Source organism: Nonomuraea sp. GTA35, from assembly GCF_041950525.1.
Classification (GTDB): Bacteria; Actinomycetota; Actinomycetes; order Streptosporangiales; family Streptosporangiaceae; genus Nonomuraea.
The window spans coordinates 239,287-262,664 of the sequence record NZ_JBGNUV010000015.1 but is presented as its reverse complement, the minus strand read 5'-3'; the positions used below and the strand labels follow the sequence as shown (position 1 = coordinate 262,664).

The window sequence follows — 23,378 nt, the reverse complement described above, 5'->3', positions numbered from 1 at the left end:
TTCATCATGGGAGAGCCGCTCCCTGGCTCGGCTCGCCGGCCGCGCGGCAGGATGGAGCCATGGAACGTGAGCAGCTCGCCGACTTCCTGCGCCGCCGCCGCGAAGCGATCCGGCCGGCCGAGGTGGGCCTGGCCGACAGCCCTCGCCGCCGCACCAGCGGCCTGCGCCGGGAGGAGGTGGCGATGCTCGCCGGCATGTCGGTGGACTACGTCGTACGTCTCGAGCAGGGGCGCAGCAGCCAGCCGTCCACGCAGCTGCTCGGCGCGCTGGCACGGGCGTTGCGCCTGTCCGACGACGAGCGTGGCCATCTGTTCCACCTGGCCGGTCACCAGCCCCCGCCCGCCGACGGGATGGCTCGCCTGGCCCGCGCCGGCCTGATGCGGATGCTCGACCTGCTCGGCGACACGCCGGCCGTGGTGATGTCCGACCTGGGCGAGGTCCTGGCCCAGAACCGGCCGGCCCTGCTGCTGATGGGCGACCTCACCCACTTCTCCGGCGACCGGCGCTACATCGTGTACCGCTGGTTCACCGACCCCGCCGCCCGCGCCGCCCACCCGCCCGAGGAGCAGGATCACCAGGACCGGCAGATCGTGGCCGACCTGCGCGCGGTCGCCGGGCGCCGGGCCGGTGACCCGACGGTCGCCGGGCTCATCGACCGGTTGCGGGCCGAGAGCGCCGACTTCCGCCGGCTCTGGGCGGAGCACGAGGTGGCGGTCCGGCGGGTCAGCCGCAAGACGCTGCTGAGCCCGCGGGTGGGCCGCCTGGTGATGGACTGCGAGACGCTGATCACGCCCGACCAGGGGCAGCAACTGCTGGTGTTCACGCCGGCGGACGACGAGACCCGCGAGCGGCTGGACCTGCTGCGGGTGCTCGGCCTGGAGGAGTTTCCCGCAGGGTTCACGGCCAGGGCCGAACGTCACGGCCAGGACTGAGCTTGCCGCGCGGCGGGTTCAGAGGCCGAGGTCGTCCAGTTCCTTGTGGAGCTGGGCACGGGAGGCGTCCTGCGGGCCGGCCGTGGCGGCGGCGGGGCGTGGCTGCTTGCGGTCGCGGAACAACCACCCGCCCAGCACCCCGGCCGCGAAGCCGAACGCGTGGGCCTGCCACCCGATCCCCTCCTGCGGCAGCAACCCGCTGAACTGGTAGGCGAAGCACAGCGCCATGACCACGCCGATCACGATGTCGATCAGATGCCGGTCGAACAGCCCGCGCACCAGCACGTACCCGAAGTAGCCGAAGAGGACGCCGCTCGCGCCCACGCCGATGCCGTACGGGTCGGCGGTGAACCAGGCGCCGAGCCCGCTCACCACGACGATGAGCGCCGTCACGCTCAGGAACCTGGCGACACCTCGGTAGGCCGACAGGAAGCCGAAGACGAACACCGGCCCGGAGTTGGCCTCGATGTGATCCCAGCTCCAGTGCAGGAACGGCGACGACACGATGCCCGGCAAGGTTTCGGGGTTCCAGGCTTGCACGCCGTACTCACGGCTGAGCGCATAGCCCGATATCCAGTTGAACACCTGCAGAATCCAGATGATCGCCACAAAGCCGACCATCACCCAGAACGCCTTGCGGGCCTCCGCGATCATGATCTCGGCCGTGCGCCCCTTGGGCTCCACCGGCGTCCTCCCCGGGAGATGTCTGATGAGCGGAATCATTATCGGGATGAAACATCACGAATGAGCCCCACCCACTGAACGACTCGGCCGGAACCTGGCCGGACGGGTCACCGCTGGAGCGCGGGGACGGGCCCTGAGCAGGGGAAGGCGCGACGGTATTCGGTGGGGGCCACGCCGAGGTGGGCGGCGAAGTGGTGGCGGAGGTTGTTCGCGCTGCCGAGCCCGCTGCGCTCGCTGATCTGGTCGACGGGCAGGTCGGTGGTCTCCAGGAGTTGTTGCGCGCGGGCCAGGCGCTGGTGGAGCAGCCACTTCATCGGGCTCGTGCCGGTCGCCGCCCGCAGGTTGCGGTGGAAGCTGCGCACGCTCATCCCGGCGCGGGCGGCCAGGTCCTCGACGGTGAGCGGCTGGTCGAGATGCTCCAGGGCCCAGTGCAGGACGGGGGCGATGCCGTCGTCGGTCACGGCGACGGCGCGTTCCACGTACTGGGCCTGGCCGCCCGGCCGGTGGGCGGGCACGACGAGGCGGCGGGCGAGCTGGTTGGCCACCCGGGCGCCGAGGTCGCGGCGGACGATGTGCAGGCACAGGTCGAGCCCGCCGCTGAGCCCGGCGCTGGTGAGCACGTCGCCGTCGTCCACGTACAGGACCGACTCGTCCACCTGGACCTGCGGGTAGAGCTCGGCCAGCTCGCGGGTGTGCTCCCAGTGGGCGGTGGCGGGCCGGCCGTCGAGCAGGCCGGCGGCGGCGAGCGCGAACACGCCGTTGCACAGCGAGACCATCCGCGCCCCGCGGCCGGCGGCCCGGCGGAGTGCGTCGAGCAGCTCCGCGGGCAGCTCGCGGCCGCCGTTCGTGTACGACTCCGGCACGACCGGGACGATCACCGTGTCGACCTTGTCCAGCTCCTCCAGCCCGTACGGCGCGTTCAGCGTGAACCCCGGCACCGGCGCGGACGCCCCGGGCCGTGGCCCGACGAGCCGCAGCTCGTACCACGGGTCGGCGAGATCGGTGTGGGCCACGCCGAAGACCGCCGTGGCGATGCCCAGCTCGTACATGTCCCACATGGAGATGGCGTCGTCGATCACGACCAGCGCCACGGATCCGGCAGTCATGCAGCCCACCCTATGGCAGTAATTTGGTGAATGTCGGCACTCCTGCCAGTGTCGGCCGGCCACGCGCGCTGCCATCGTGGTGAACCGTCACCACCGAAACGGACAGAAAGCGACAGACATGGCAGGAACACCGGTCACGGTCATCGGCATGGGGTTGATGGGCCGGGCGCTGGCCGCCGCCTTCATGAACGCCGGCCACCCCACGACCATCTGGAACCGCACCCCGGGCAAGGCGCAGGCCCTGGTCGAAGCCGGGGCGAGCGAGGCCCCGACGGTCGAGGCCGCCGTCGCCGCCGCCCCGCTCGTGATCGTCTGCGTGCGCGACTACGACGCCGTGCGCGGCCTGCTGGCCCCGGCGGAGCCGGCGCTGGCGGGCCGCGTCCTGGTCAACCTCACGTCGGGCGCGTCCGACGAGGCCCGGGCGATGGCGGAGTGGGCGGTGGAGCACGGGGCCGAATACCTGGACGGGGCGATCATGATGACGCCTCCGGGCATCGGCGCGCCCGAGACGGTCATCCTGTACGGCGGGTCGCCGTCGCTGTACGAGACGCACGAGCAGACCCTCTCCGTACTGGGCGGCGGCACCACCCTCATCAGCTCCGACGTCGGCCTGCCTGCGCTGTACGACGTCGCGCTGCTGGGGATCATGTGGTCCACGTTCAACGGGTTCATGCACGCCGCGTCGCTGCTGGGCACGGAGAAGATCCCGGCCACGGACTTCCTGCCGATGGCCACCGGCTGGCTCCAGGGGGTGGCGACGTTCCTGACGGCGTACGCGCAGCAGATCGACGACGGCTCCTTCGCCGCCGAGGACGCCACGCTGGAGACCCAGGTGCCGCCCGTGCGGCACCTCATCCACGAGAGCCGGATCCGGGGCATCGACGCGACCATGGCCGAGTACACCGAAGCCCTCCTCACCGAGGCGATCGGCCGCGGTCACGCGCTCGACAGCTACGCCCGCGTCATCGACCACTTCCGGGCATGAACGCCGACCTCGTCGTGGAGGCGGCGGACGAGACGATCGCGGCTCTGGAGAAGGTCGCCGACCGGGACTGGACGCGCCGCGCGGCGGGGCTGGAGTGGACCTGCCGGGCCACGCTCGACCACGTCGCGCTGGGCGTCGTCGGCTACGCCGGGCTGCTCATCGCCCGGCCGGCCGGCCGGTACATCACGCTCTTCGCCTCGCTCGACCCTCGGGCCCCCATCGGCCACTGCCTGGAGGGGATCGGGATCGCGGCCCGGCTGCTGGCCTCCGCCGTACGCGAGGCCGGCGGCGACGCGCGCGCCTGGCACCCGTGGGGCCACTCCGACGGCCCCGGCTTCGCCGCCATGGGGGTCGTCGAGCTGCTGGTGCACGGCATGGACATCGGCCGCGGTCTCGGGCTCGACTGGCGCCCGCCGGAGCACCTGTGCGCCCCCGCCGTGCGTCGCCTCTTCCCCGGGGCTCCGGACGGCGAGGACGCGACCGAGACCCTGCTGTGGTGCACCGGCCGCGCCGAGCTGCCCGGTCTGGGCCGCAGGGACCGCTGGCAGTGGGACGGCGCCGTCCGGTGATCTGAACGCGTTCGCGGGTAGACGCGTGCACCAGGAAGACACAGGGAGGGCGGGATGCGCCGGTTGCTCGCGATCGTCAACTCGTCGGCGGGAAGCGCCGGCGACGAGGTCGTGTCCCGGGTCCTGGCGGAGCTGGGCGAGCACGCCGACACGGTGGCGGCCCGCATCGGCGATCCGGCCGAGCTGCCCGGGGCGCTGGCCGAACACCCCCAGCGGGACCCCGTCGTCCTGGGCGGCGACGGAACGCTGCACTGCCTCGTCGCGGCCCTGGCCGAGCGGGGCGAGCTGGGGCGGCGTACCGTCGGGCTGGTCCCGCTGGGCACCGGCAACGACCTGGCGCGCACCTTGGGCGTGCCGATGGACCCGGTCGAGGCGGCCCGGGTCGCGGCCCTGGGCGAGCCCCGCGCGCTGGACCTGCTGCGGGACGAGGACGGCGGCGTCGTGGTCAACGCCGTGCACCTGGGGGTCGGGGTCGAGGCGGCGCGGGCGGCCCAGCCGCTCAAGCCGGTGCTGCGCCGGTTCGCGTACGCGGTGGGGAGCGTGATCGCGGGAGCGCGGATGGCAGGGCTGCCGCTCAGGGTGGAGGTGGACGGCCGGGTCGTCGCCGACGGGCGGCGCAGGGTGCTGATGGTCGGGATCGGCAACGGCAGGTCCATCGGCGGCGGCACCCCCATCGCGCCCGACGCCCGGCCGTCCGACGGGCTCGCCGACGTGGTCGTCTCGTTCGCGACCAGCCCGCTGCGGCGGTTGCTCTACGGGGTGCTGCTGCGGCTCGGACGGCACACGAGCAGGCAGGACGTGGTCACCGTGCGCGGTGCGCGGATCGGGATCTCCGGCCCGCCGGTGCCCGTGAACGCCGACGGCGAGCTCACCGGCCCCGTGACCGGGCGTACGTGGACGGTCGAAGCCGGCGCGTGGCGGCTCAGCGCCGTTCGTGACGGAACGCGGCCCTGAGCTCGGAGACCAGCAGGTCCGGCTGCTCCAGGTGGCCTCCCAGTACCAGCGGGCGCTGGAGGCTCCGGTCCGGTCAGGCCGGGTGACCGCCGCGCCCCCGCCGGACGCGTGCGGCTCGCCGTCGCCGGACGTGTGGCCGGCCGTCGCGCCGGCGAGCGGCGCCCGCACCGCGAGCGAGGCCCTACAGCATGTTCCTGATCGGTCCAGGCATCTCGGGGACGGCCTGCCGGCGCAGCTCGTCCACCTCCGCGCGGGTCAGCAGGCGCGTCTCCAGCAGGGTCGTGAAGCAGTCGTGCCAGTCCCTGCGCGCCTCGGCGTGCCGCCCCAGGGCGTGCATGGTCTGGCCGGACCACCAGGCGGTCACGGCGTAGCCGATGCGGTATCCGGCTTCGCGCAGGAGCGTCAGCGCCACCTGGTAGGTGTCGGCCGCCTCGGCGAGCCGTCCGGCGTGCATGTAGGCGCGGGCCAGGGTCGCGCGGGAGGACCCCTCGCCGTACAGGGTGCCGCTCCACCTGGCGACCGCCACCCTCGCCTGCGCGATGGCCTCCTCGAACCGGCCCTGCCGGTAGAGCAGGTGCGCGCGGTTGTTGAGCACGGCGCCCACCGCGTAGGGCTCGTTGACCTCCTCGGCGAGGTCCAGCGCCCGTGACAGGTTGGCGTGGGCGAGGTCGAGCCGCCCCAGCATGGTGTAGATGATGCCGAGGTTGTTGAAGGATCCCATCGTGCGGTGCGGCAGGCCGGCCTTGTCCCAGCACGCCACCGCTCGTTCCAGGTGGTCGATCGCCTGCTCGTGACGCCCCTGGTCGCGGTAGACCCAGCCCAGGTAGCTCTCCGCCTGCGCCTGGCCCGCCCAGTCGCCGTGCCGCGCGGCCAGCTCGATCGCCTTCAGGTGCACGTCGGCCAGGTGCGTGACCCAGCCGCGGTAGTTGAACGGCATGTGCAGGCCCAGCGCCAGCCCGATGGCGGTGTCCGGGTCGGCGGACCCGGCGGCCTGGTGGGTCACGGCCAGCAGGTTGTCGCGCTCCGCCCCGGTCCACTCCCTGGCCTCGCGCGCGCCGGCGAGCGCGACGCCGGGCTGGTCCGCGCCGTAGTACGGCTCCTGGACCTGCGGGTGCACGAGCTGCGTGGCGGTGTTGGCCGTGGCCAGGTAGTGGTGGAGCCCGCGGCGCAGGGCGCCGGCGCGTTCCTCCTGCGACAGCTCGCGGGCGGCCTGCTCCCTGGCGTACAGGCGGATGAGGTCGTGGAAGCGGTACCGGCCGCGCCCCACGGACTCCAGGAGCCGGGCGACGCGCAGCCGTTCGAGCGCCGCCTCCGCCCGGGACTCGGGCCAGCCGGCCAGGGCGGCGGTGGCGGCCGGGGTGTGGGTGGGCGTGTCGAGCAGGCCGAGGAGCGGAAGGGTGTGCGCGGCGTCGTGGCCGCTCGGCTCCTCGCGCAGGTGCCGGTGGCTGACCGCGATGCTGGCCCGTACGGCCAGGTCGTCGTACTGCAGGGTGTCCAGGCGCCGGGTGGCGTCGGCCAGGCGGTCGGCGAGGTCGGACAGGCTCCAGTCGGGCCGGGCCCGCAGCCGGGCGCCGGCGACCCGGATGGCCAGCGGGAAGCCGTCGCACAGCGCGGCGATCTTCGCGGCGGCCTCGGGCTCGCGCTGGACGCGGTCGGGGCCGGCGATCCTGGCGAGCAGCGTGACGGCGTCGCGGTCGCCGAGCCCGGCCAGGTGCAGGTGGCGGGCTTGGTCGAGGGTGGTCAGCGCGTAGCGGCTGGTGACGACGGTCCGGCAGCCCGCCCCCGCGGGGATGAGCGGGCGCACCTGGTCGGCGTCGAGCGCGTTGTCGAGGATGACGAGCAGGTCGCCGGCCGTGGTGAGCGACCGGTAGCGCGCGATCGCCTCCTCCAGGCCGGCCGGTACGGCGGAGCCGTCCAGCCCCAGCGACCGCAGCAGGTGCCCCAGGGCGTCGGCCACGGGCAGGGGTTGCAGCCCGGGGGTGGCGCCGTTCAGGTTGACGTAGATGACGCCGTCGCGGAACTGGCCGGCCATGGCGTGCGCGACGTGCACGGCGAGCGCCGACTTGCCCACGCCGCCGGACCCGTCGACCACGGCCACGCCCTCGTGCCGCAACGCCTCCCGCAGCCAGTCCACCTCCTCGTGCCGGGCGGTGAACGACCGGGTGCCGGGGGGCAGCTCGGCGGGCACGATCGGGCCGGCCTGCACCGGGGTGACCAGCTCCAGCGAGGAGTCCCTGGTGAGGATGGCGTGCTGCAGCCGGCGCAGCCGCGCGCCCGGCTCGAGGCCGAGCTCCTCCACCATGGCGGCGCGCCCCTCCTGGTAGACCGCGAGCGCCTCGGACGGCCGGGCCGTCCGGTAGAGCGCCAGCATGAGCTGGGCGCGCGGCCCCTCCCGCAGGGGATGGGCCTGGACGTGCGGCGCGAGGTCGGTCACCACCGCGTGGTGGTCCCCCGCCGCCAGGCGCAGCTCGATGTGATCCTCGAAGACGGCCAGGCGTTCCTCCTCCAGGCGCCTGGACTCGATCTGCGCCCACGGGTCGGTCAGCTCGGCCAGGGCCCGCCCCCGCCACAGGGCCAGCGCCCGCCGGAACAGCTCGTCGGCCGTGCCCGTCTCACGCCGTTCGCGCGCCATCCGGGCCTGGCCGGCCAGCAGCGTGAAGCGGTGCGCGTCCACCTGGTCGCGGGGCAGGTCCAGCAGGTAGCCGCCGGGCACGGTGGCGATGAGCCCGGGAGGGAGCGTGTCACGCAGCTTCGACACGACGATGTGCAGCTGCTTGCCGGCCGTGGCCGTCGAGGTCTGCCCCCAGACGTCGGCGACGAGCTGGCGCGTGCCGACGGGGCAGCCGGCGTCCAGCGCCAGGCGCGTCAGCACGGCGACGCGGCGGCGGCCCGCCAGCCGTACCGGCTGCCCGTCGATCTTGATCTGCCAAGGCCCGAGGAACCCGATTTCCACTGTCATCAGGGAGAAAAGCCTACGAAGGGGCGGTATATCGGCGGTATGTTCTCCGCTCGGTATGCGGCGGGTATATCGGGCGGCTTCCATGGCCGGGTTCTGTTGACAGCCCATCCGGTGGCTGGCGGAATAGGCGTCCTGTCTCTGGAGGAAACCGTGCGTCCAGCCCGTTCAGCGGCCGTCGTCATGCTCGCGGCCGCTTTCTTATCCGTCCCGCAGCCCGCGCAGGCGGCCGTGTTCAAGCACCCCGGCGTGCTGGTCAGCCGTGCCCAGCTCGACTTCGTCCGAGCCAACCTGGACAAGGAGCCGTGGCGAGCCGCCTGGCGGAAGCTGCAACGCCACTCCTTCGCCTCGCTGTCCTACACGGCCACGCCCCGCGCCGTCGTGGATTGCGGCCCGGTGTCGAATCCCGACAACGGCTGCTCCGACGAGCGCGAGGACGCCATGGCGGCCTACACGCATGCCCTGCAGTGGTACCTGACCAAGGACGCCCGCTACGCGAAGAAGGCGATCCAGATCATGGACGCCTGGTCAGCCGTGATCACCAAACACACCGGGAGCAACGCACCGCTGCAGACCGGCTGGGCCGGCGCGAACTTCTCCCGCGCCGCCGAGCTCATCAAGCACACCTACTCCGGCTGGTCCCAGGCCGGCCGCTTCGCCGGCAAGCTGCGCACCGTGTACCTGCCGACCGTGATCGCCGGCGCGCCGAACAACAACGGCAACTGGGAACTGATCATGACGGACGCCGCCATCGGCATCGCCGTGCACCTGGACGACCGGGCCTCGTTCGACCGGGCGGTCTCGACCTGGCGCGGCAGGCTGCCCGCCTACGTCTACCTGAAGACGGACGGCTCGGTGCCCAAGGCTGCGCCGAGAAGCAAGTACGACACCAAGGCCGAGATCATCGACTACTGGCACGGCCAGACCACGTTCGTGGACGGGCTGACCCAGGAGACCTGCCGCGACTTCTGGCACACCGGCTGGGGCCTGGCGGCCATCGCCCACGTCGCGGAGACGGCCGGCCACCAGGGCGTGGACCTGTACTCCACGGCCAAGCACCGGCTGCGGTTCGCGATGGACCTCCACGCCCGCCTGCAACTGGGCGGGACGGTGCCGTCCTGGCTGTGCGGCGGGAAGGTCGAGCTCGGCCTCGGCGACCACTTCGAGGTCGGCTACAACGCGCTGCACCACCGTCTCGGGTACGACGACATCCCGTCCGCCACGCAGTGGGTGGAGCAGAAGCGCCCCACCGGGGTGTCGCACTTCCTGGGCTGGGAGACCCTCACCCACGCGCAGAACCCGCACCGCGCCGGGATGGGCATGTCGGCCACGCCCGACTTCGACGCCGACGGCGTGGGCGACCTCTTCTCCACTTCCACCGGCACGCTGACCGTCTGGAACGGCCAGGGCGACAACACGTTCGGCCCGCCCGCCTCGGCCGGCGGCGAGTGGAGCGGCTTCTCCCGGCCCGTCGCCGGTGACTTCAACGGTGACGGCCTCAGCGACCTGCTGGCGGTCAAGAAGGACAGCAACAGGCTGCACGTCTGGAACGGCCAGGGCGGCAACACGTTCGGGCCGCCCATCGAGCTCGGCGCCGGCTGGGAGCCCTACGCCGACTCGCTGGTGTCACTGGGGGACGTCAACGAGGACGGCCGTACCGACCTCGGCGCCGTGCACGCCGAGACCGGCGTCCTCACCGTCTGGAACGGCAAGGGCGGCAACGCCTTCGGCCCGGCCGACCCGATCGGCGGCGGCTGGCTGCCCTTCTCCCGGCCGGTCGCCGGTGACTTCAACCGCGACGGCATCGGTGACCTGCTGGCGGTCAAGAAGGACACCAAGACGTTGTATGTCTGGAACGGCAGGGGGGCGAACAACTTCACCGACGCGATCGAGCGCGGGCCCGGCTGGGAGCCGTACGCGGGCTCGCTGATGTCGCCGGGGGACGTCAACGGGGACGGCAACAGCGACATCGCCGCCGTACACTCCGGAACCGGAACCCTCTACGTCTGGAACGGCAAGGGCGGCAACGCCTTCGGCCCGGCCACCGCCGTCGGCACCGGGTGGAAGTCCTCGTTCTGAGCCACGAGACCCCCCGAGCCCATGCGCCTGGGTTCGGGGGTTTTCTCATGCCCTGTCAGAAGTACGGTGTCCAGCCGGAGCTGCAGGCTGGGGAACGGCGGTACGGCGCTGATGTGCCGTACCGCTCGGCAGGTGGCAGGCGGCCTGCTCGCGGGCGTGCAGGCGGACCAGGTCCGGCATCCGGTACCGGCCCGGCCCGGCGGGCTCGAGGAGACCGGTGTCCAGGAGGAGGTGGAGCGCGGCCTCCGCCCTGCCTTCCGGCCAGCCCGTGAGAGCGGACGTGCCCGCGGCCGTGTGGACGGCGGTCTCCAGCAGCCCGAGCACGAGGAACACGTGGGAGGCGTCATGGCCCGCGGGCTCTCGCAGCAGGTGCCGGAGGCTGACCGCGATGCTGTCGCGGACGGCCAGATCGGCGTGTTGGAGGGCGTCGAGGCGGCGAGCGGGGTCGGCCAGCTCGCCGGCCAGGCGCGCGAGCGGGCGGTCGGGCCGGGCGGCCAGGCGGGCCGCCGAGATGCGCAGCGCGAGCGGGAGCCCGCCGCACTGCTGGACGATCCGCCGCGCCGCCTCCGGCTCGTCACGGAGCCGGCGGGGATCCACGACGCGCCCGAACAGCGCGGTGGCGTCGGCGTGGTCGAGCCGGGCCAGCCGCAGATGGCTCGTGCTGTCGAGCGAGGCCATGATCTGGCGGCTGGTGACGACGACCGCGCACGCGGGCCCCGCCGGGATGAGCGGCCGTACCTGGGCGGCGTCGAGCGCGTTGTCGAGGACGACCAGCAGGTTGCGCGTCGAGGTCAGCGACCGGTAGCGGGCGGCGGCCTCGTCCAGCGTGGGCGGGATGGCCGCGCCGTCGAGCCCGAGCGAGCGCAGCAGCCGGCCGAGCGCCTCGTACGGCGGCAGCGGCTCCAGCCCCGCCGTGGCGGCGCGCAGGTCGACGTGGAGGACCCCGTCGGCGAAACGATCGGCGACGGCGTGCGCGACGTGGACGGCCAGCGCGGACTTGCCCACCCCGCCGGGGCCGTGCACCGCGGCGACGGCGGGCAGCCCGGGCCGGGTGTCGGTGAGCGTCCCGCGCAGCCAGGCGACCTCCCTGGCACGCGCGGTGAACGCCCGGACGCCGGCGGGCAGCTCGGCGGGAACGACGGGCCTGGCGAGCTGGACCGGGACTGACAGGTCGAGCGCGGGATCCCTGTGCAGCACCGCCCGCTGCAACCGGCGCAGCGTCTCTCCCGGCTCGATGCCCAGCTCCTCGGCCACGACGCGGCGCGTCTCCCGGTACACCTCGAGCGCCTCCGAGGGGCGCGAGGCCCGGTACAGCGCCAGCATGAGCTGGGCGCGCGGGCGTTCCCGCAGCGGGTGGGCCTCGACGTGGGCGGTGAGCACCGGCACCACCGCGAGATGATCACCGGCCTCCAGGCGCAGGTCGACGTGGTCCTCCAGGGTGGACAGGCGCTCCTCCTCCAGGCGGGCGGACTCCGTCTGGGCCCACAGGGCCCCGACACCGGCCAGCGCGTCCCCCCGCCACAGGGCCAGCGCCCGTCGGAACAGCTCGTCCGCCGTGACCAGGTCCCCCTGCGCCTTCGCGGCGCGGGCCCGGCGGGCCAGGAGCGAGAACAGGTGGGCGTCGACGCGCTCGCGGGCGAGGTTGAGCTGGTAGCCGCCGGGGACGGTGGTGATGATGTCGTCACCCTGGTACGGCGAGAGCAGGCCGCGCAGCTTCGACACCACGATGTGCAGCTGCTTGCCCGCGGTCGTCGCCGCGCTCTCCCCCCAGACCTGCGCGAGCAACTGCTCCGCGGGCACCGGCTGCCCGGCGCTCAACGCCAGCCTGGTCAGCACCCCGACCCGCCGCTCACCGGCCAGCACGGCCGGCTCGCCATCCGCCGTGACCTCCCACGGCCCCAGCAGCTTGATCTCCAGTCCCATCAGAGCTCCCCCTGTCCATGCGGTGGCGGACGCGGATCTCTGCGCCGGGAGCGGGAGGGTGCGGGAACGGGTCGGCGATCTCGATGGTGCGCCGTGGTGACCCTGTCCCGTTCGTCCCTGGATGAATGGGGATACCCGCTCCCCCATACAGCGGGTATCCGCGGCTGACCATCAGACTAGGGACGCGCCGCGCGTCACGTTGTCCGGCGAACGCCCTACAACGAGGTCTCGTTCCGGTTGAGCTCGGCGAGCGTGATGAGCCCGTCGTCGAGGGCGCGGCTGACGAGCTCGCTCTTGGTACGGGCGGGCCGGCCCACGTCGGCGTACTTGACCCGGACGCGGGTGATGTAGGTGTCGACGGTCTTGACCCCGATGTTCAGCTTGGCCGCGACCAGCTCCTTCGAGGAGGAGACGAACCACGCCCGCAGCACCTCGGTCTCCCGCTGCGACAGCCGCGGCCGGTCGGCCGCGGTGTCGGCGATGAACGCCCCGGACAGCGACGGCGACGTGTACGGCTGGTCCTGGGCGGCCGCCCTGATGGCCGGGACCAGGTGGTCGGGCCCCTCCCTCTTGGTCAGGTAGGCGAGCGCGCCGAGGTCGACGCACTTGATGGCGACGGCGTCGTCCGTGTGCTGCGAGTACACGATCACGCGCCGGCCGCTGTCGACCAGCCTGCGCAGCTCCCCGAAGTTCGGCAGGCCGGGCACCAGCTCCAGATCGAAGATCACCACATCGGCGGCGGCGCCCGGCCCGGTCCAGACGTCGGCGAGCCGGTCCCCGGCGTCGATGAGCTCGATGGGCGGCACGGCGCCGGCGCACCAGGCGCCGACTCCCGCGGCGATGGCCGCGTGATCGTCGACGATCACTGCGGTGATCAACTCGTCGGCTGCCATCGGGCCTCCATGCGGTCCAGTCGGGGACGAAAGCCTAACGATCGACAGGCCCGTGATCGCAGCGAAACGCGATCACGTGGTACGCCCGCGTTTCAGTACAGTGGCGGAATGGCAGGTGAGCAGGTGAGTGCGCGGGTGGACAGCTGGATCTGGTCGGTGCGGCTCACCAGGACCCGCTCGATCGCGTCCGACGCCTGCCGGGGCGGGCACGTCCGGGTCAACGGGGTGCGGGTCAAGCCCGCCCACGCCCTGCGGGTCGGTGACGAGGTCAGGCTCCGGCACGAGGGCCGCGAGCGCATCGTGGTCGTCTCCCGGATCATCACCAAGCGCGTCGGCGCCGCCGTGGCCGCCGAGTGCTACGTCGACAAGAGCCCGCCGCCTCCGCCGCGCGAGGAGACGGTGCAGGTCGCCGTCCGCGCTCGCGGCGCGGGCCGGCCCACCAAGCGCGAGCGCCGCAGCCTCGACAGGCTGTTCGGCCGCTCGGCCGCGGAGGGCCGGGCACGCCCCGAGTGATCCGGGCCCGCCGCGCGCGGCTTTGGCCGGTACTGATCCAGGGGGCGGGCGCGGTGGCGCGGGCCCACGGGAGTGACGTGTTTCACCGTCGCCGGCGCCTCATCGACGTCACACTTCGGCCCCCGGGCGCGTCTTGTGTGTAGGCAAGGTTAGGGGGCCCAGGATGCGTTCGTTGTCGGCCAAGCGCCGTTCTTTCCAGTTCTCCCACTGGTCGTTCATGTTCGCCGAGATCGCCGTCTGGTCGTTCGTCGTCCTGCTGGTGACCGGCGCGCTGCTGATGCTGGTCTACGACCCGAGCATGTCGCAGGTGACCTACGACGGCTCGTACGGCCCGCTGCGCGGGCTCCTCGTCAGCGAGGCCTACGACTCGACCATGCGGCTCAGCCTGGAGGTGCGCGGCGGCCTGCTCATCCGGCAGATGCACCACTGGGCGGCGCTCGTCTTCGTGGCGGCCGTCGTGCTGCAGCTGCTGCGCATGTTCCTCACCGGCGCGTTCCGCCGCCCGCGCACCGGGCAGTGGCTGATCTGGGTGACGCTGCTCGCGCTCGGCATGGCCGCCGGCGAGACCGGCAACGCCCTGCCCGACGACATGCTGTCGGGCGGCAGCCTGTGGCTGATGGTGTCGGTGGCGCAGTCCATCCCGGTGGTGGGCGCCTGGGCGACGTCGCTGCTGTTCGGCCCGCAATTCCCCGGTGACCAGGTCATCCCCGTCCTGTACGCGGGGCACCTGATCATCCCGGCCGTCATGGGCGCGCTGCTGATCGCCCGTGAGCTGCTGGTGCGGCGGCACGGCCACTCCCGGTTCGTCGCCACGCTGCCGGGCCGGCGCAGCGCCCGCCCGATGATGGCGACCGCGACGGTCGGCATGCTGATCATCCTCGGGTTCGGGTTCCAGATCGCCCCGATCTGGCTGTACGGGCCCGCCATGCCGACGCAGGTCTCGGCGGGCTCGGTTCCCGACTGGTACATGGGCTTCCTCGACGGCGCGCTCCGGATCATGCCGGGGTGGGAGCTCACGCTCGGCGACTACACGCTCAGCCTCGCGGTCCTCGTCCCCACCCTGGTGATCCCCGGGCTCTTCTTCACCGCCCTGGCCGCCTACCCGACGGCCGAGCGGCTGGTCCTGGCGTGGCGCGACCGCCGTGACGCGCTGGGCCGGCCCAAGACCGCCAGGCGCGTGGCCCGCGAGACGGCCGCCCGTGACGTGCTCGACCGGCCCCGCGACACTCCGGTGAAGACGGCCATCGCGGCCGCCGGGGTCGCGTTCTACGGCCTGCTGTGGGCGGCGGCGGCCAACGACCAGCTCGCCCACCAGTTCGACCTCAACGTCAACACGGTGACGATCTTCTTCAGGTACGCCGTGGTCATCGGCCCCGTCATCGCCTTCGCCGTCACCCGGTGGATCTGCCTCGGGCTCCAGCAGGCGGACCGCCACGTGGCCGAGCACGGCGTGGAGACGGGGATCATCACGCGGTCGGCGGACGGCGGCTTCCACGAGCGGCTGGAGCCCCGGGAGCCGGCGATCACCGGACGCCGGTGACGCGGAGCCTGCCGCGATGAGGGGCCGCACCGCCGTGGCCGGGCGGTGCGGCCCCTCCGCCAGGACGCTCCGTCAGGGCGTTCCGTCAGGGCGTTCCGACAGGGCGCCCGTTCGGCGCGTTCCGTCAGGACGCCCCTTCGGAGTGCGCCGTCAGGGCGCTTCGTCAGGCGCCGCGAGCAGCAGCCCGGCGGCCGCCACGACCACCCCGATCAGCGCGTAGAGGAAGGCCGTGCGGAAGCCGCCGACGCCCGCGGTGCCGGCGGCCACTCCCACCAGGACCGCGAGCCCGAGCGCGCCACCGAGCTGATCCACCGAGCGCTGCACGCCCGCCGCGGCTCCGGCGTCGCCGTCGGTGACGCCGTGCAGCGCGGCGTTCTGCAGGGCGATCAGGCCGAGGCCCATCCCGGCCGCGACGCCGGCCATGCCCGGCAGCACGTCCACGGCGTACGTGCCCTGGTCGGGCAGGCGCGCCAGCCAGCCGAGACCCGCCGCCGTGCACGCCAGCCCCACCAGCGCGGTGCGCTTCACGCCGAGGGCGCCGATGAGCCGGGACACCTGGGAGACGGCCAGGAGCAGCGCCGCGCAGAACGGCAGGAAGGCCAGCCCGGCCTGCATCGGGCCGAACCCGATCACGTCCTGCAGGTAGAGCGTGAGCAGGAAGAACGCGGTGGACAGCGCCGCGCTCAGCAGCACGGTCACGGCGTTGGCCACGGCCCGGATGCGGTGGCGGAAGAAGGACAGCGGGACGAGCGGGTTCCCCGCCCGCGCCTCGACGGCCACGAAGGCGGCCAGCAGCAGCACGCCCGCCACCACGGCCGCCGGCGCCGCCTCCAGCACGCCGTACACGAGGCTGAGCGGGCCTGCCGTCAGCAGCGCGGCGCCCGGCAGGTCCAGCCGCCCTGCACGGGCGCCCGGCCGGTCGGCCGGCACCAGCTTCGGGGTGCTCAGCAGCACCGCGGCGGCGAGCGGCACGTTGATGCCGAAGATCCAGCGCCAGTGCAGCAGCTCGGTGATGACTCCTGACAGCAGCACGCCGGCCACGAGCCCCCCGGAGGAGATGGCGCCCCAGATCCCGAGCGCCCTGGCCCGTTCAGCGGGCCCGGGGAAGAGCAGCGCGATGAGTGACATCGCCGCGGGCGAGGCCAGCGCCTCACCGGCGCCCTGGGCGAAGCGGGCGGCGATCAGCGCCGGCAGGCCGGGCGCCAGCCCGGCGGCCAGCGAGGCCAGCCCGAACAGGCCGGCGCCGAGCAGGAACATCCTGCGCCGGCCGAGCAGGTCGGTGATCCTGCCGCCGAGCAGCAGCAGCCCGCCGCCGACCAGGGTGTACCCGGTGACGACCCAGGTCAGGGAGGCGGCCGGGGCGGCGAACTGCGCGCCGATGGACGGCAGCGCCACGTTGACGACGGTGACGTCGATGGCGATGGGGAACTGCAGGAGCGAGAGGAGGGCGAGGGCCGCCATCCGGCGGCCGGCGGGCACGCCGGCGCGTGCCTCGGAAGGGGTGTTCACGACGTGGGTTCTCCAGGTAGCGGGACTTCGCGACCGCTGGGTCGCAAGGACGCTTCCGTGCCGGTACGGCGGGACGGCCGCAGCGGCCCCGGCCGGTGCGGCTACGCCGTGAAACGGCACACCTGGAACTACTCGGTGACAGCGATACCCACGTCGTGGATCCTAGCAAGGGGTCAGCGGGCCGGGGTCCGGGGACGGTTCCACCAGAGGGAGAGCGACAGGGCCGCGGTGATGAGGACCGCGCCGCCGGCGGCGAAGGCGGCGGCGATGTCGACCTGCCGGCGGATGACGGTGAAGCTGCCGGGCAGGGAGTCGAGCGCGCTCTGGAGCTGGTCGGCGTTCTCGGCGCGGTGGTAGGAACCGCCGGTGGTCTGGGCGATCCGCTTGAGCGCGGGCTCGTCGATCAGGCGGACGTTGCGGCCGCCCCTGTCGAATCCGCCGCGCCCGCCGCCCCAGCCGCCCCAGCCGCCGTCGAACTGGGAGTTGTCGCAGACCATCGGGGCCGGGTTCGTGGTGCCGAAGCCGATGGTGAAGACGCGCAGGCGGCGCACGGCCGCCTCCTGGGCGGCGGTCTGCGGGTCCACGCCCTGGGTGTTGGCGCCGTCGGTGAGCACGACGATGGCCGCGCCGGCGTAGCCTTCGCCGGCCTCGCCGGTGGGGGTCGCCCCGGTGGGCGGAATCGACGGGTCGACGTCCGAGATCGCGTCGATCGAGGTGAGCATGGCCTGCCCGATCGCGGTGCCGCGGTAGGTGGTGAGGTTGTCGAGCGCCTTGATCAGCGCGTCGGTGTCGTCGGTGGGCGGGACGAGCAGGCCTGCGGTGCCCGCGAAGGTGACCAGGCCGATGCGCGGCCCGCCCCGCTGCGACTCGATGAACTCCGCGGCGGCCTTCTTGGCGGCGGTGAGGCGGTTGGGGTCGACGTCCGTGGAGCACATGGAGCCTGAGGTGTCGAGCGCGAGCAGGATCGTCGCCGACGTCTGCGGCACCGGCACCGACGCCTGCGGCCGCGCGGCCCCGACCGCGAGCAGCGCGAGCCCGGCCACGAACAGGGCCGGGGGGATCACGCGGATCCAGCGGGTCCGGCCGGGCAGGGCGGCGCGCACGAGCGCGATCGAGGTGACCCGGACGGCGGCCCGCCGGCGGCGGCGCCGCGCCCACCAGCGGATGGCGAAGATCAGCGGGATGAGCAGGACGGACAGCAGCGCCCACGGCCATGAGAACGTCATTCAGATCACCCGTCCCGATCGCAGCACGGTGAGCGCCGCTCCCGCGGTGAGCAGCGCCAGGGCGAGCCCGATCAGCCCGCCGGCGAGGGGCAGCGGCTCGTCGGAGACGGTGAGCCGCAGATCGATCGTGTCGGCGATCCCGTCGAGCCGCGCGGCGTCGGAGGCGGGATGGTAGCCGCCGCCGGTGGTCTCGGCGATCATGGTGAGGGCGTCCTCCTCCAGCGAGGTCTGCAGGTGGTACCCGTCGACCTGCACCGTCGCCCCGGCCGTCGTGCCCACCCCCACGGTGTGGATGTGCACGCCTGCCTTCTGGGCCACTTCGGCCGCCCGTTCGACGTCCGTGTCCTGGCTCGGGTCCCGGTTCTGGCCGTCGGAGAACATCACGATCGTCGCCGACGGCCAGTAGCCGATGTCGGGCGCGTTGCCGTCACGGCCGATGGCCACCTGCTTGCCGGTGATAGCCGACAGGGAGCCCAGGATGGCCGTGCCCAGCGAGGTGCCTCCGGTGAGCTTCAGCCGTTCGATGGCCTTGAGCGCGATGGAGTGGTCGGCGTCCGGCCGTGCGGTGGTGAGCGCGCCCTGTTCGAACGCCACCACCCCGATGTCGACGCTGGCGGGCTGGGCCGCCACGAACGCGCGGGCCGCCCGCTGCGCCGCCGCCAGCCGGTTGGGCGCGATGTCGTCGGCGCCCATGCTGTTGGAGACGTCGACGGCCAGGATGACGGTGCCCGCCGCCCGCGGGACCGGCAGCATCGCCGTCGGCCCCGAGGTGGCGATCGCGAGCACCCCGACGCCGGCGATCGTCAGGCCGGCGCCGAGGTAGGTCCGCCGGCCGCCCGGCACGGCGACACCGGCCGCGGCGAGCGCCGCCGCGCGGCGGCGGGCCGAGACGACGGCCGCCCAGGCGAGCGCCGCCGTGACGAGCAGCCCGACGGCCAGCAGCAGCGGGGAGGACAGGGTCATGGGGCCTCCCCCGCCGAGCCCGCGCTCCCGGTCGGGGAGTCTGCCCCGCCGGGCCCGTGCTCCCTCCCGGTCGGGGAGTCTGCCCCGCCGGGCCCGTGCTCCCTCCCGGTCACGGCGACCGGTCCCGGGTCCTGGCGACGACCTCGACGAGCGCCTCGGCCAGGTCGCGGTCGGTGCCGACGCGGTGGACGGGCACCCCGGCGCGGCGCATGCCCGCCGCGAGCCGGGCGTCGCGGGCGTCCACGGCCTCGCGGAAGCGCACCCGGAGCAGCGGGTCGGCGGAGTCGACGACGAGCTGCTCGCCGGTCTCGGCGTCCTCCACCACGATCAGCCCCGCCTCCGGCAGGACGTCGTCGGCGGTGTCCACGATCCGCAGGGCGACCACCTCGTGCCGCCTGGCCAGGCGCTGGAGCGAGCGTTCCCAGTCGCCGTCGCCGATGAAGTCCGACAGCACGACGATGAGCGCGCGGCGGCGGGCCAGCCGTCCGGCCGCGTCGAGCATCTCCGCCAGGTCGGTGGTGGCGCCGCCGTGCGACTCGGCGGTGCGTTCCAGCTCGGCGCCGATCCGCAGCGTGTGCCGCCGGGTGGTGCCGGGCGGCACGACGCGCACCATCCCGGTGTCGAACAGCAGCGCGCCGACGCGGTTCCCGCCCCGCCCGAACAGCCGGGCCAGGACGAGGGCGAGCTCGGCGAGCACGTCGTGCTTGCCGCGCCCCGGTCGCCCGGCCGTCATGGACGCCGACCGGTCGAGCACGAGCCACACCGTCAGCTCGCGGTCCTCGGTGAACACCCGCAGGTGCGGCTCGTCCAGCCGGGCGGTGACGTTCCAGTCGATGTGCCGCGCGTCGTCGCCCTCGCTGTAGGCGCGCAATCCGGTGAAGTCGATCCCGGCGCCGCGGTGGGTGGTGCGGTGGCCGCCCTGGAGCCGGCCGTCGAGCCTGCGCACGACCTTCCACTCCAGGCGGAGCAGGAGTTTCTCGGGAGCGGTGGCCATGACGGCTCAGCGGTTCTGCAGGACGACGTTGGGCGCCCTGACGGCCCCGAGCACCCTGGTGATGACGGTGTCGGCGTCGACGTCGTCCGCGAGGGCCTCGTACGACAGCACGAGGCGGTGGCGCAGCACGTCGAGCGCGAGCTCGGACAGGTCGTGCGGCAGGACGTAGTCGCGTCCGCGCAGGAACGCCAGCGCCCTGGCGCCCGTGACGAGCGCGATGGAGGCCCGCGGGCTGGCCCCGTACGTGACGTACCGCTCCAGCTCGCCGAGCCCGGCCGTCGCCGGGGAGCGCGTCGCGGAGACCAGCCGCACCGCGTAGTCCACGATCGCCGGATCGACGTACACCTCCCGCGCCCGCACCCGCATCGCCATCAGCTCCTCGGCCGTCAGCATCGGCTGCGGCTGCTCCGGCGGGCGCAGCGCCCGGTCGACGATCGCCTGCTCCTCGGCCTGTGTCGGGTAGTCGACGACCACCTTCATCATGAAACGGTCGACCTGCGCCTCGGGCAGCGGATAGGTGCCCTCCGACTCGATCGGGTTCTCCGTCGCCATGACCAGGAACGGCTCGGGCACCCGGAACGTCTCGCGCCCGATCGTCACCTGGTGCTCCTGCATCACCTCCAGCAGGGCGCTCTGCACCTTGGCGGGGGCGCGGTTGATCTCGTCGGCCAGCAGCAGGTTCGCGAACACCGGGCCGAGCTCGGTCCTGAACTCCCCGGAGTGCTGGTGGTAGACCCGCGTGCCGACGAGGTCGGCGGGCACCAGGTCGGGCGTGAACTGGACGCGCTGGAAGCTCCCGGCGATCGCGGCGGCCAGCGACCGCACCGCGAGCGTCTTGGCCAGGCCCGGCACGCCCTCGACGAGCAGGTGCCCGTCGGCGACCAGCGCGACCGCCATGCGTTCCAGCAGCACGTCCTGGCCGACGATCGTGCGCTTGACCTCGAACAGCACCTGTTCGAGCGGATGAGATTCTGTCGAGGTCATGCGATCCCTTCGGTCATATCCGGGGCCCGTCGGGGCCGTCGCCTTCGTCCCCGCCCAGGGCCGCGCCGATCGGCACCGCGAACGCGATGCCGGCGAACGCCTCGTCGCCGCCCGGGTCGGCGATCGAGACGACGATCCCGACGACCAGGCCGCGGGCGTCCAGGAGGGGGCCGCCGGAGCTGCCCGGGTTCACGGAGGCGTCGAACTGGATGAGCCCGCTCAGGTCGCCCTGCTCCGCGGACCGGTCCAGCCCCGACACCACGCCGGTGGAGACGCTGTACGTCAGTCCCAGCGGGTTGCCGATCGCCACGACGGGCGCGCCCACGGCCACGCCGCCGCCGAGCGTCGCCGGGACGACGATCTCCGGCAGCTTCGCGGGCGTGAGCGTCGCGACGTCCCGCTTGGGGTTCGACGACGCGACCACGGCCTTCGCCTTCGTGCCGTCGGCGAACGTCAGGTTGACGTCCTTCGCGCCCTTGACGACGTGGTGGGCGGTCAGGATCGTGCCGTCGTCGGCCGCGATCACCCCGGTGCCGAGCGACTTCCCGGCCTGGATGACCACCACCGACGGCCCGACCCTCTTGTAGACGTCGGGCACCGTGAGCGTCGCACTGCGCGTCGGCGTGGGGCTCGGCCTGGGCGCGGCCTCCTGGCCGCTCCCGCCTGCGCTGCCCAGCCAGTACGCCAGCGCCGCGACGACGACGAGCGCACCGGCCCCGGCCACCGACCGCCGCGCCCTCCCGGCCACGGCCTTGCGAGCCTCGGCCGCACCAGCCGCCTGCGGCACGTGCTCCATCGCTCCATCGTCATAAAAGTCAGCTCAAAGTGCCACAAACTTCACCTGAGAACTCCATGAGAACCGGTCCCGCGTCAGCCGGCCTGGATCTCGGCCGGCAGGTCCTGGGAGTACGTGAACTCGGCGGCCGGTTCGGCGACCGGGCATGCGTGAACCGGGCTAGCATCGTCCGCCATGACCGACTCTTCCTCCTATCTGACTGCCACCGCTCAGGCCTACGACGCCATCGCCGTCGTCTACGCCGACTTCGCCCAGGGCGAGCCGAAGTTGCCGCTGGACCGTGCGATGCTGGCCGCGTTCGCCGACTCCGTACGGGACGCGGGCGGCGGGACCGTGGCGGAGCTGGGGTGCGGGCCAGGGCAGATGACGGCGCATCTGCGGGATCTGGGGTTGCCCGCCTTCGGGATCGACCTGTCGCCGGTGATGATCGACCTCGCCCGGCAGGCCTATCCCGACCTGCGCTTCGAGGTCGGTTCGATGACGGCACTGGACCTCGCCGACGGCGAGCTCAGCGGCATCCTGTCGTGGTACTCGATCATCCACACGCCGCCGGAGGAGTTGCGGCCGTACTTCGCCGAGTTCCGGCGGGTGCTCGCTCCTGGAGGGCACCTGCTGCTCGGGTTCTTCGAGGCCGAGGGCGGGCCGGTGACGGCGTTCGACCACAAGGTGACGACCGCTTACCGGTGGCCGGTCGACGACCTGGCGAAGCTGGCGGCGGAGGCCGGGTTCGTGGAGGTCGGGCGGATGTTGCGGGAGCCCGAGGCGGAGGAGCGGTTCCGGAGGGGCAACCTGCTGCTGCGCGGCTGAGCTGCCGGGGTTCCCCGGCGGCGCGGTGATCCGCGCCGCCGGGCGAGGCCGGGTTCTACCTCTCCGTCCACCGCTCGTACATGCCGTCCCCCGGCAGCACCCAGATCTTCGCGCCGGCGGGGCGATCGATCGCGCGCAGCAGGGTCGCCTTGCCGGTCTTGGGAGAGAGGCGGTAGACCGCCACTCCCGCCTTGGTCTTCGAGCGCACGACGACCTGCCCCGACCGGTCGAAGTCGAGGTCGTGGATGCGCCCGCCGCGCGGCAGGCGCGCCGTCACCGTGCGGCCGAGCTTGCCGGTGCGCACGTCGAGCAGGCGGAGCTTGCGGTCGCCGACGGGCACCGCCGCCGTCACGTAGTCGTTCGCCAGCGCCGCCGGCGCCTGCTTCGACTTCAGCCGCGTACGGGCACGCATCCTCTGGTCGAAGACCACCAGCCGTTCACCGCCCATCAGCATCCGCTTGCTGTCAGGGCTGAAGCCGTGGAAGCCCCACACGTCCGGCGACTGCGGGCCGGGCAGCGTCCTGCCGGTCCGCACGTCCGCGATCACGCCGATCCCCGGCCCCGAGGTCTCCATGATCACGAGCCTGCCGTCGTCCGACACCTGCGGCCACTCCTCGTAGATCGCGTACGCCTTGATCCCCTTGGCCACCACCCGTTCCCTGCCGTGCACGGTCCGCTCGACGAACAGCCCATCCCGTTTCCGGAAGTAGAAGAAATGCCGCCCGTCCCCGCTGATCAGGAACGCCGCCCTGGCGCCGGGGTTGACGGCGTCGGCGGGGGCCTTGGCGAGCGCCTCCGGCACCTGCACCACCTCTCCGCCGGCGAGCACGAGCTCCCAGGTCTCGGTGCGGTACTGCGCGTAGGCGATCAGGTCCGCCGCGGTCGCCTGCGCCGGTGGTGCGGTCAGCGCCACCGAGGTCGTGGAGGTCACAGAGGCCAGGAGGAGGGCCGCCAGTAATTTCATG

General features: G+C 73.3%; 20 protein-coding genes. 8 read left to right on the top strand and 12 right to left on the bottom strand.

Annotated elements, in window-relative coordinates:
* Positions 1-59: 59 nt before the first annotated feature.
* On the top strand, positions 60-932 hold the full coding sequence (locus tag ACBJ32_RS47190) for a helix-turn-helix transcriptional regulator (protein WP_375132425.1): 873 nt from the start codon (positions 60-62) through the stop codon (positions 930-932).
* A gap of 18 nt (positions 933-950) precedes the next feature.
* Here the strand turns inward: ACBJ32_RS47190 and ACBJ32_RS47185 are convergent, their stop codons facing one another.
* Positions 951-1,616, bottom strand: a complete 666-nt coding sequence (locus tag ACBJ32_RS47185) for a rhomboid family intramembrane serine protease (RefSeq protein WP_375132424.1) — start codon at positions 1,614-1,616, stop codon at positions 951-953.
* 107 nt (positions 1,617-1,723) lie between these two features.
* Positions 1,724-2,722, bottom strand: coding sequence for a GlxA family transcriptional regulator (locus tag ACBJ32_RS47180; RefSeq protein ID WP_375132423.1), 999 nt, complete (start codon positions 2,720-2,722; stop codon positions 1,724-1,726).
* A gap of 76 nt (positions 2,723-2,798) precedes the next feature.
* On the opposite strand from ACBJ32_RS47180, the gene ACBJ32_RS47175 reads away from it, so the two are divergent.
* The 3 genes from ACBJ32_RS47175 to ACBJ32_RS47165 are packed head-to-tail and all read left to right on the top strand — an operon-like array spanning position 2,799 to position 5,230.
* Positions 2,799-3,707: an NAD(P)-dependent oxidoreductase gene (locus ACBJ32_RS47175; RefSeq protein WP_375132422.1), complete on the top strand. Its 909-nt coding sequence runs from the start codon at positions 2,799-2,801 to the stop codon at positions 3,705-3,707.
* Positions 3,704-4,276 (top strand): maleylpyruvate isomerase N-terminal domain-containing protein, encoded by a 573-nt coding sequence (locus tag ACBJ32_RS47170; RefSeq protein WP_375132421.1) that lies wholly within the window; start codon positions 3,704-3,706, stop codon positions 4,274-4,276. Before ACBJ32_RS47175 ends, ACBJ32_RS47170 begins: the two co-directional genes overlap by 4 nt.
* Before the next feature lie 54 nt (positions 4,277-4,330).
* On the top strand, positions 4,331-5,230 hold the full coding sequence (locus tag ACBJ32_RS47165) for a diacylglycerol kinase family protein (RefSeq protein WP_357891710.1): 900 nt from the start codon (positions 4,331-4,333) through the stop codon (positions 5,228-5,230).
* Between the two features lie 181 nt (positions 5,231-5,411).
* Here the strand turns inward: ACBJ32_RS47165 and ACBJ32_RS47160 are convergent, their stop codons facing one another.
* Positions 5,412-8,189, bottom strand: a complete 2,778-nt coding sequence (locus tag ACBJ32_RS47160; protein ID WP_375132420.1) for a BTAD domain-containing putative transcriptional regulator — start codon at positions 8,187-8,189, stop codon at positions 5,412-5,414.
* Between the two features lie 150 nt (positions 8,190-8,339).
* On the opposite strand from ACBJ32_RS47160, the gene ACBJ32_RS47155 reads away from it, so the two are divergent.
* Positions 8,340-10,265 (top strand): FG-GAP-like repeat-containing protein, encoded by a 1,926-nt coding sequence (locus ACBJ32_RS47155; RefSeq protein WP_375132419.1) that lies wholly within the window; start codon positions 8,340-8,342, stop codon positions 10,263-10,265.
* Positions 10,266-10,310: 45 nt separating this feature from the next.
* On the opposite strand, the gene ACBJ32_RS47150 is transcribed toward ACBJ32_RS47155, so the two are convergent.
* Together ACBJ32_RS47150 and ACBJ32_RS47145 are read right to left on the bottom strand one after the other, a co-directional pair.
* Positions 10,311-12,188, bottom strand: a complete 1,878-nt coding sequence (locus ACBJ32_RS47150; RefSeq protein ID WP_375132418.1) for a BTAD domain-containing putative transcriptional regulator — start codon at positions 12,186-12,188, stop codon at positions 10,311-10,313.
* Positions 12,189-12,403: 215 nt separating this feature from the next.
* Positions 12,404-13,081: a response regulator transcription factor gene (locus tag ACBJ32_RS47145; RefSeq protein ID WP_357891734.1), complete on the bottom strand. Its 678-nt coding sequence runs from the start codon at positions 13,079-13,081 to the stop codon at positions 12,404-12,406.
* Positions 13,082-13,189: 108 nt separating this feature from the next.
* Between ACBJ32_RS47145 and ACBJ32_RS47140 the strand changes: the two genes are divergently transcribed.
* Both ACBJ32_RS47140 and ACBJ32_RS47135 read left to right on the top strand, forming a co-directional pair.
* Positions 13,190-13,594, top strand: a complete 405-nt coding sequence (locus tag ACBJ32_RS47140; protein ID WP_357891737.1) for an RNA-binding S4 domain-containing protein — start codon at positions 13,190-13,192, stop codon at positions 13,592-13,594.
* A 163-nt stretch (positions 13,595-13,757) separates the two neighbouring features.
* Complete coding sequence (locus ACBJ32_RS47135) at positions 13,758-15,134, top strand: cytochrome bc complex cytochrome b subunit (protein ID WP_375132417.1); 1,377 nt, start codon at positions 13,758-13,760, stop codon at positions 15,132-15,134.
* A gap of 150 nt (positions 15,135-15,284) precedes the next feature.
* Here ACBJ32_RS47135 and ACBJ32_RS47130 read toward each other — a convergent pair whose 3' ends face one another.
* The 6 genes from ACBJ32_RS47130 to ACBJ32_RS47105 all read right to left on the bottom strand — a co-directional run bounded on the left by ACBJ32_RS47130 (position 15,285) and on the right by ACBJ32_RS47105 (position 21,606).
* Positions 15,285-16,643, bottom strand: coding sequence for an MFS transporter (locus ACBJ32_RS47130; protein WP_375132416.1), 1,359 nt, complete (start codon positions 16,641-16,643; stop codon positions 15,285-15,287).
* Between the two features lie 173 nt (positions 16,644-16,816).
* Positions 16,817-17,869: a VWA domain-containing protein gene (locus ACBJ32_RS47125; RefSeq protein ID WP_375132415.1), complete on the bottom strand. Its 1,053-nt coding sequence runs from the start codon at positions 17,867-17,869 to the stop codon at positions 16,817-16,819.
* On the bottom strand, positions 17,870-18,832 hold the full coding sequence (locus ACBJ32_RS47120) for a VWA domain-containing protein (RefSeq protein WP_375132414.1): 963 nt from the start codon (positions 18,830-18,832) through the stop codon (positions 17,870-17,872).
* Positions 18,833-18,941: 109 nt separating this feature from the next.
* Complete coding sequence (locus ACBJ32_RS47115) at positions 18,942-19,826, bottom strand: DUF58 domain-containing protein (RefSeq protein ID WP_357891752.1); 885 nt, start codon at positions 19,824-19,826, stop codon at positions 18,942-18,944.
* A gap of 6 nt (positions 19,827-19,832) precedes the next feature.
* On the bottom strand, positions 19,833-20,810 hold the full coding sequence (locus ACBJ32_RS47110; RefSeq protein WP_375132413.1) for an AAA family ATPase: 978 nt from the start codon (positions 20,808-20,810) through the stop codon (positions 19,833-19,835).
* Between the two features lie 13 nt (positions 20,811-20,823).
* Entirely contained in the window at positions 20,824-21,606 is a 783-nt protein-coding gene (locus ACBJ32_RS47105; RefSeq protein WP_375132412.1) for a S1C family serine protease, read from the bottom strand.
* 174 nt (positions 21,607-21,780) lie between these two features.
* Between ACBJ32_RS47105 and ACBJ32_RS47100 the strand changes: the two genes are divergently transcribed.
* Complete coding sequence (locus ACBJ32_RS47100; RefSeq protein WP_375132411.1) at positions 21,781-22,413, top strand: class I SAM-dependent methyltransferase; 633 nt, start codon at positions 21,781-21,783, stop codon at positions 22,411-22,413.
* A gap of 55 nt (positions 22,414-22,468) precedes the next feature.
* On the opposite strand, the gene ACBJ32_RS47095 is transcribed toward ACBJ32_RS47100, so the two are convergent.
* The gene (locus ACBJ32_RS47095; RefSeq protein ID WP_375132410.1) at positions 22,469-23,377 is read right to left on the bottom strand and encodes a hypothetical protein; all 909 of its coding nucleotides are present in this window, start codon (positions 23,375-23,377) and stop codon (positions 22,469-22,471) included.
* Position 23,378: the final 1 nt, after the last annotated feature.

Coding starts and splice junctions, on each gene's coding strand:
- ACBJ32_RS47190 (WP_375132425.1), top strand. CDS start 60: ATGGAACGTGAGCAGCTCGCCGACTTCCTGCGCCGCCGCCGCGAAGCG.
- ACBJ32_RS47180 (WP_375132423.1), bottom strand. CDS start 2,722: ATGACTGCCGGATCCGTGGCGCTGGTCGTGATCGACGACGCCATCTCC.
- ACBJ32_RS47170 (WP_375132421.1), top strand. CDS start 3,704: ATGAACGCCGACCTCGTCGTGGAGGCGGCGGACGAGACGATCGCGGCT.
- ACBJ32_RS47165 (WP_357891710.1), top strand. CDS start 4,331: ATGCGCCGGTTGCTCGCGATCGTCAACTCGTCGGCGGGAAGCGCCGGC.
- ACBJ32_RS47160 (WP_375132420.1), bottom strand. CDS start 8,189: ATGACAGTGGAAATCGGGTTCCTCGGGCCTTGGCAGATCAAGATCGAC.
- ACBJ32_RS47150 (WP_375132418.1), bottom strand. CDS start 12,188: ATGGGACTGGAGATCAAGCTGCTGGGGCCGTGGGAGGTCACGGCGGAT.
- ACBJ32_RS47145 (WP_357891734.1), bottom strand. CDS start 13,081: ATGGCAGCCGACGAGTTGATCACCGCAGTGATCGTCGACGATCACGCG.
- ACBJ32_RS47140 (WP_357891737.1), top strand. CDS start 13,190: ATGGCAGGTGAGCAGGTGAGTGCGCGGGTGGACAGCTGGATCTGGTCG.
- ACBJ32_RS47135 (WP_375132417.1), top strand. CDS start 13,758: ATGCGTTCGTTGTCGGCCAAGCGCCGTTCTTTCCAGTTCTCCCACTGG.
- ACBJ32_RS47125 (WP_375132415.1), bottom strand. CDS start 17,869: ATGACGTTCTCATGGCCGTGGGCGCTGCTGTCCGTCCTGCTCATCCCG.
- ACBJ32_RS47120 (WP_375132414.1), bottom strand. CDS start 18,832: ATGACCCTGTCCTCCCCGCTGCTGCTGGCCGTCGGGCTGCTCGTCACG.
- ACBJ32_RS47115 (WP_357891752.1), bottom strand. CDS start 19,826: ATGGCCACCGCTCCCGAGAAACTCCTGCTCCGCCTGGAGTGGAAGGTC.
- ACBJ32_RS47110 (WP_375132413.1), bottom strand. CDS start 20,810: ATGACCTCGACAGAATCTCATCCGCTCGAACAGGTGCTGTTCGAGGTC.
- ACBJ32_RS47105 (WP_375132412.1), bottom strand. CDS start 21,606: ATGGAGCACGTGCCGCAGGCGGCTGGTGCGGCCGAGGCTCGCAAGGCC.
- ACBJ32_RS47100 (WP_375132411.1), top strand. CDS start 21,781: ATGACCGACTCTTCCTCCTATCTGACTGCCACCGCTCAGGCCTACGAC.
- ACBJ32_RS47095 (WP_375132410.1), bottom strand. CDS start 23,377: ATGAAATTACTGGCGGCCCTCCTCCTGGCCTCTGTGACCTCCACGACC.